7 protein-coding genes, 1 tRNA gene and 1 pseudogene are annotated in these 4,910 nt (G+C 65.6%); all 9 read right to left on the bottom strand.

Annotated features, from left to right (window positions below):
* Window positions 1-338, bottom strand: a 338-nt coding sequence (locus tag JCM9942_RS10880) for an MBL fold metallo-hydrolase (protein WP_157722876.1), incomplete at its 3' end; no start/stop codon positions are given.
* 81 nt (window positions 339-419) lie between these two features.
* On the bottom strand, window positions 420-713 hold the full coding sequence (locus JCM9942_RS10885) for a hypothetical protein (RefSeq protein ID WP_054659624.1): 294 nt from the start codon (window positions 711-713) through the stop codon (window positions 420-422).
* A gap of 25 nt (window positions 714-738) precedes the next feature.
* Window positions 739-2,038: pseudogene (locus tag JCM9942_RS10890) on the bottom strand (tryptophan--tRNA ligase).
* Between the two features lie 363 nt (window positions 2,039-2,401).
* Window positions 2,402-2,623: a CsbD family protein gene (locus JCM9942_RS10895; RefSeq protein ID WP_054659626.1), complete on the bottom strand. Its 222-nt coding sequence runs from the start codon at window positions 2,621-2,623 to the stop codon at window positions 2,402-2,404.
* A 207-nt stretch (window positions 2,624-2,830) separates the two neighbouring features.
* A complete protein-coding gene (locus tag JCM9942_RS10900) occupies window positions 2,831-2,968 on the bottom strand; it encodes an entericidin A/B family lipoprotein (protein ID WP_054659628.1) in 138 nt (45 codons plus the stop codon).
* A 52-nt stretch (window positions 2,969-3,020) separates the two neighbouring features.
* Window positions 3,021-3,173, bottom strand: coding sequence for an entericidin A/B family lipoprotein (locus JCM9942_RS10905; protein WP_054659629.1), 153 nt, complete (start codon window positions 3,171-3,173; stop codon window positions 3,021-3,023).
* 126 nt (window positions 3,174-3,299) lie between these two features.
* Window positions 3,300-4,220, bottom strand: coding sequence for an arginase (gene rocF / locus JCM9942_RS10910; protein ID WP_054659631.1), 921 nt, complete (start codon window positions 4,218-4,220; stop codon window positions 3,300-3,302).
* A gap of 92 nt (window positions 4,221-4,312) precedes the next feature.
* A tRNA-Thr gene (locus tag JCM9942_RS10915) sits at window positions 4,313-4,388 on the bottom strand.
* 97 nt (window positions 4,389-4,485) lie between these two features.
* Window positions 4,486-4,910 (bottom strand): SPOR domain-containing protein (locus JCM9942_RS10920; RefSeq protein WP_172675098.1); only part of this gene is annotated, 425 nt, incomplete at its 5' end.

Below are 4,910 nucleotides of genomic sequence, written 5' to 3' on the forward strand. Positions count from 1 at the left end.
TCGCCATAGACCGCGGCGGCACCGGCAATCAGCCGCGCCGGATCGATCATGTGCGCCGCGCCGCGCGGATGCACCACCAGCTGCGCGTTGGGCAGGTGCTGCAGCAGCGCGCCGGCACCGCCGGCGTGGTCCAGATGCACATGGGTGAGGATCAGCCAGTCGATATCGGCCGGCTGCAGTCCGGCCCCGTGCACCGCGGCCAGCAGGCTCGGCAGCGAATGCGTGGTGCCGCAATCGATGAACGCGCCGCGTCCCCCGTGCACAAGCAGATAGGCCGCATCGAAATGATCGCGCTGGAACGCGGTGTCGATGGTGTGGATGCCAGGGTCGACGGACATCGGGCAGCTCCGGGAAGGCGATCTTCGATCCTGCCAGCCGTTGCCGGCCGCTTCCACTGCACCTTGGTCGCAGCCGCCGGATCAGTGCACGAGCACCCGCGGGCGCAGCAGCAGCGCCAGCACCATCACCGCCAGGAAGCCGCCATAGGCGTACAGCACCGCCAGGATCTGCTTCCACAGGCCCGCGGCCCCTTCCGCCGCGCCCACCCGGTAACCCCACAGCATGAAGCCGGTGCTGACCAGCAAGGCCAGCCCCAGCATCACGGCATCAAACAGCCTGCGGGCGCGATGGCGCGGCTGGCGCGGAAACCACCAGTACAGCGCGCCCACCACGCAGAACCAGGGAAAGAACAACAACAACGACAACCAGGCCATCGACGTGCTCCTTCCAGGTAACGGGTCAATCCTTGGCGGCGGCCTCGCGCAGCGCGGCCAGCGCGGCCAGCACCGGCTCCACTTCGCCTTCGACCTTGAACAGCTCGCTCTGCAGCGCATCGCCCTGCTCGGCCTGCTTGAGCACGGCGATCAGCTGGCCGGCATCGCGTGGCGAGTCGAAGCCTTCGCTCTGGATCAGCAGCTGGCCGTCGCCATCGAGCAGCTTGAAGTAGAAGCGGCCGTCCTTCTCGCGGTACTGCTTGAACAACGGCAGCGCCACCTTGGCCACCGCTTCGGCCTTCGCCGTCTGGCCGATGGTGGACAGGTCGCGCAGGCCCACCGCTTCGCGCAGCTGCTTGAGCAGCGGAATGGCGAACTGCTCGCGCAGCTGCTGGCCGCGCTGGCGCAGCAGCGCCTCGATCTTGGCCGGCTCGGCCATCAGCGCGTTGTAGCGCTCGCGCAGCGGCGCCAGCTCGGCGTCCATGCGTTCGAACACCTGCGCCTTGGCCTCGCCCCAGGCGATGCCGTCGGCGAACGCCTGGGCGAACGCGGCGGTCTGCTCGGCGCTGGCGAAGGCCTGGTACATCTGGAACAGCGCCGAGCCCTCGGTGCTCTTGGGCTCGCCCGGCGCACGCGAATCGGTCAGCACCGAGAACACCAGTTTCTTCAGCTCCTCGCGCGGGGCGAACAGCGGAATCACGTTGTCGTAGCTCTTGCTCATCTTGCGGCCGTCCAGGCCCGGCAAGGTGGCCACCGCCTCGTCGATCACCGCTTCCGGCAGCACGAAATAGTCCTTGCCGTAGACATGGTTGAAGCGCTGGCCGAAGTCGCGCGCCATCTCGATGTGCTGGATCTGGTCGCGGCCGACCGGCACCTTGTTGGCACCGAACACCAGGATATCGGCGGCCATCAGCACCGGGTACATGTACAGGCCGGCGGTGACACCGGCGTCCTCGTCGACGCCTTCCTCGCGGTTCTTGTCCACCGCCGCCTTGTAGGCGTGGGCGCGGTTGAGCAGGCCCTTGCTGGCGACCGTGGTCAGGTACCAGTCAGCTCGGTGATTTCCGGAATATCGCTCTGCCGGTAGAACCACACCTTGTCCGGGTCCAGCCCCGCGGCCAGCCAGCTGGCGGCGATCTCCAGGGTGGAGCGCTGCACGCGCAGTGGATCCTGGGTGTTGATCAGGCTGTGCAGGTCGGCCAGGAAGAAGAAGCTTTCCGTGTCGGCAGCGCGGCTGGCGGCGATGGCCGGGCGGATCGCCCCCAGGTAATTGCCGATGTGCGGGGTGCCGGAGGCTTGATGCCGGTAAGGACGCGGGTAGTCATGAACGCAAGGGTGACAGAGGAATGAACCCGGCCAGTGTAACCCCGCCGGTCCCCGTCGCCGCCCCCATCCGCGTGTTCGACGGGCCGTTCACTGCCCGGGAGCTGGCCATGCACGGTCTGTGCGCCCGCGTGTTGTGCGGCATCGCACCCTGTGGGGCTCCAAGTCCGCGGCGGACCGCGAGGCGAGCCGCCCCGCCTGATGCGGGACTTCGTACGTGCCGCGAGCGGTAGCACCGGCATCCCATCGCCGGTAATTCCTCCCGGAGGTCCAGTACCGATCAACGCACCCACACCCGCCCTGCGTGCCCTTACAGGAAGGGCCGCATCGCTGCGGCCCTTCTTCAATCACCTGCGCGAAGGCGCTCAGTGGTAATCCGGATATTCCTTGTGCAGGGCCTTTTCGAAATCACGCACCTCGCTCTCAGCGCGATCCTTGGCCCAGCCATAACGTTCCTGCAGGCGCCCGCTCAGATATTCGGCGTTGCCTTCGGCCACCTTCATGTCGTCATCGGTGATGTCGCCCCACTTGGCCTGCACCTTGCCCTTGAGCTGGGTCCACTTGCCGGAAATGATGTCTTTATTCATTACGTTGCTCCTTTCGGGGGATACGCGGTTGGTTCGCGTGGGACCACCATGGCAGCGACGATGTTGGCATCAGGTCCACGCTTCGTTGGCCCATGCTGATGTCGGTGAACGATGCTTCAGCTTCAGCTTCAACGTCTGACCTCGTATAACGCAACAAGGCCGGCAGTGCCGGCCTTGTTGCTTGAACTCGAACAGGTACCTGCCGGATCAATGACCCTTGGCAGCATCCTCGACCTTCTCACCGGCCTTCTGCACATCCTTGCCGGCACCGGCAACCGTGTTGCAGGCCGACAGCATCGCCATCGAGAACATCGACACCAGCACCAGAGCAACCAGACGCTTCATGTTTTTCTCCTGTTGTGAGTAGACACCCAAGTCTTGCCGCAAAGCACTGCCGTCAGCACTTGCCGTCACTGCAATCGCCGGCCTTGTCTTCCACCTTCTCTCCCGCCTTCTGCATATCCTTGCCGGCACCGGCAACGGTGTTGCAACCACTGAGCATTCCGACCGAAAACAGCCCCAGCAGGGCCAACATCAGCACTCGCTTCATCCGACTTCTCCTTTGCATCTGGCGGGAGCCGGCGGCGGACATCCGCAGCGACCTGCCCGCAGGTGCAGGTGAATCTGGCGAGTGCGCTGTGCAGTGGGCGTGAACAGCGGCCCGGTGCGTTCAGGCTCAGCCCCGCATCAGCGTGGACTTTCCGAACAGGCTTTCCACCAGATCCACCGCCAGCTCGGCGGTCTTGTTGTGGTGATCCAGCAAGGGATTGAGCTCGACGATGTCCAGCGATCCCATCAGACCGGTGTCGGCGATCATTTCCATCACCAGCTGTGCTTCGCGATAGTTGGGACCACCGGGCACCGTGGTGCCGACGCCGGGCGCGATGCTCGGATCCAGGAAATCCACATCGAAACTGACATGCAGGTGGGTATTGGCGTCGATGCCGGCCAATGCCTGCTGCAGGGTGCGCTTCATCCCGGTCTCATCGATATAGCGCATGTCGTAGACATCGACGTGGTGCTGCTTGATCAGGCGCTTTTCCTCGGCATCCACCGAACGGATGCCGATCTGTCGCACCTGCTGCGGCGAGATCGCCGGCGCATTCCCTCCCAGCCGGGTCAACGCATCCGGGCCCAGTCCGCACAGGCAGGCCACCGGCATGCCGTGGATGTTGCCTGAGGGCGTGACCTCGGAGGTGTTGAAATCCGAATGCGCATCCAGCCACAGCACGCGCAGCTGTTTGCCCTGCTCGCGGCACCAGCGTGCCACCGCGGTGATCGAGCCGATGCCCAGGCAATGATCGCCACCGAGCATGATCGGCAGGCGTCCATCGGCCAGTTCGGCGTAGGTCGCCTCCATCAGCGCCCTGTTCCAGGCCACCACTTCATCCAGATGCCGGTAGCCGTGCACCGGCCCGCTCCAGGGATTGCGCGGCCCCTGCAGATTGCCCACATCACGCACCTCCACACCGCGCGCGACCAGGGCCTCCGGCAAGCCTGCAATGCGCAGCGCCTCGGGCCCCAGACGGGCTCCGCGATGGCCGGCCCCCACATCCGTGGGTACCCCGATCAGCGACACGGGACGAAAAACGGCCATACCGATACCTCCATTGCAAATCAGCGCAGTCTAGCGAGCAGCCGCACGAACGCCTCGCGGCAGCGCAGCAGGAGGCAAACGGAAGGGAAGGGTGGTGCCGCTTATCCGAATCGAACGGATGACCTACTGTTTACAAGACAGTTGCTCTACCAACTGAGCTAAAGCGGCAAGATTGTGCGTCCGGCGAGCCATTGCAGCCGCGCGGACAGTTTACGCCATCACAGCGCGCAAACCCGCCGGATCACTGGACCGGCGGGGCGCCATTCTAGCGTAGCCGGGTGCAATCCAGCGATTGTTGTTGCGCCGCGCCGCTGCGCTGCGCCAGCACCGCGGGGCTGGAGCCTGCCGCCACGCTCGCATCGATCCACCAGCTGGGCGGCGTTTCACTGCCATTGGCGACCAGCCTGGCGGGAAACCCCGCTGCCGTCAGCGCCGCCTGGCGGCGCTCGGCGCCTTCGCGATTGCGGTACTGGCCCAGCGCCACCGCATTGGCATCATCCCCCTGGGCGATGATGAAGTAGTCACTGAAGCCGGCCTCGACAATACGCTTGACGGTGGCCTGGGCCTCATCGCGGGTGGCCGCTGCCGGGATCAGCACGCGATAACCGGATGCCGCCTTGCCCGGCACCTCACGCAGCCGCGCGCGTTCGGCCACCGCCCCCAGCCTGGACAGCGCCCCCTGCGCCTGGG

Source organism: Stenotrophomonas pictorum JCM 9942 (assembly GCF_001310775.1).
Taxonomy (GTDB): Bacteria; Pseudomonadota; Gammaproteobacteria; order Xanthomonadales; family Xanthomonadaceae; genus Stenotrophomonas; species Stenotrophomonas pictorum.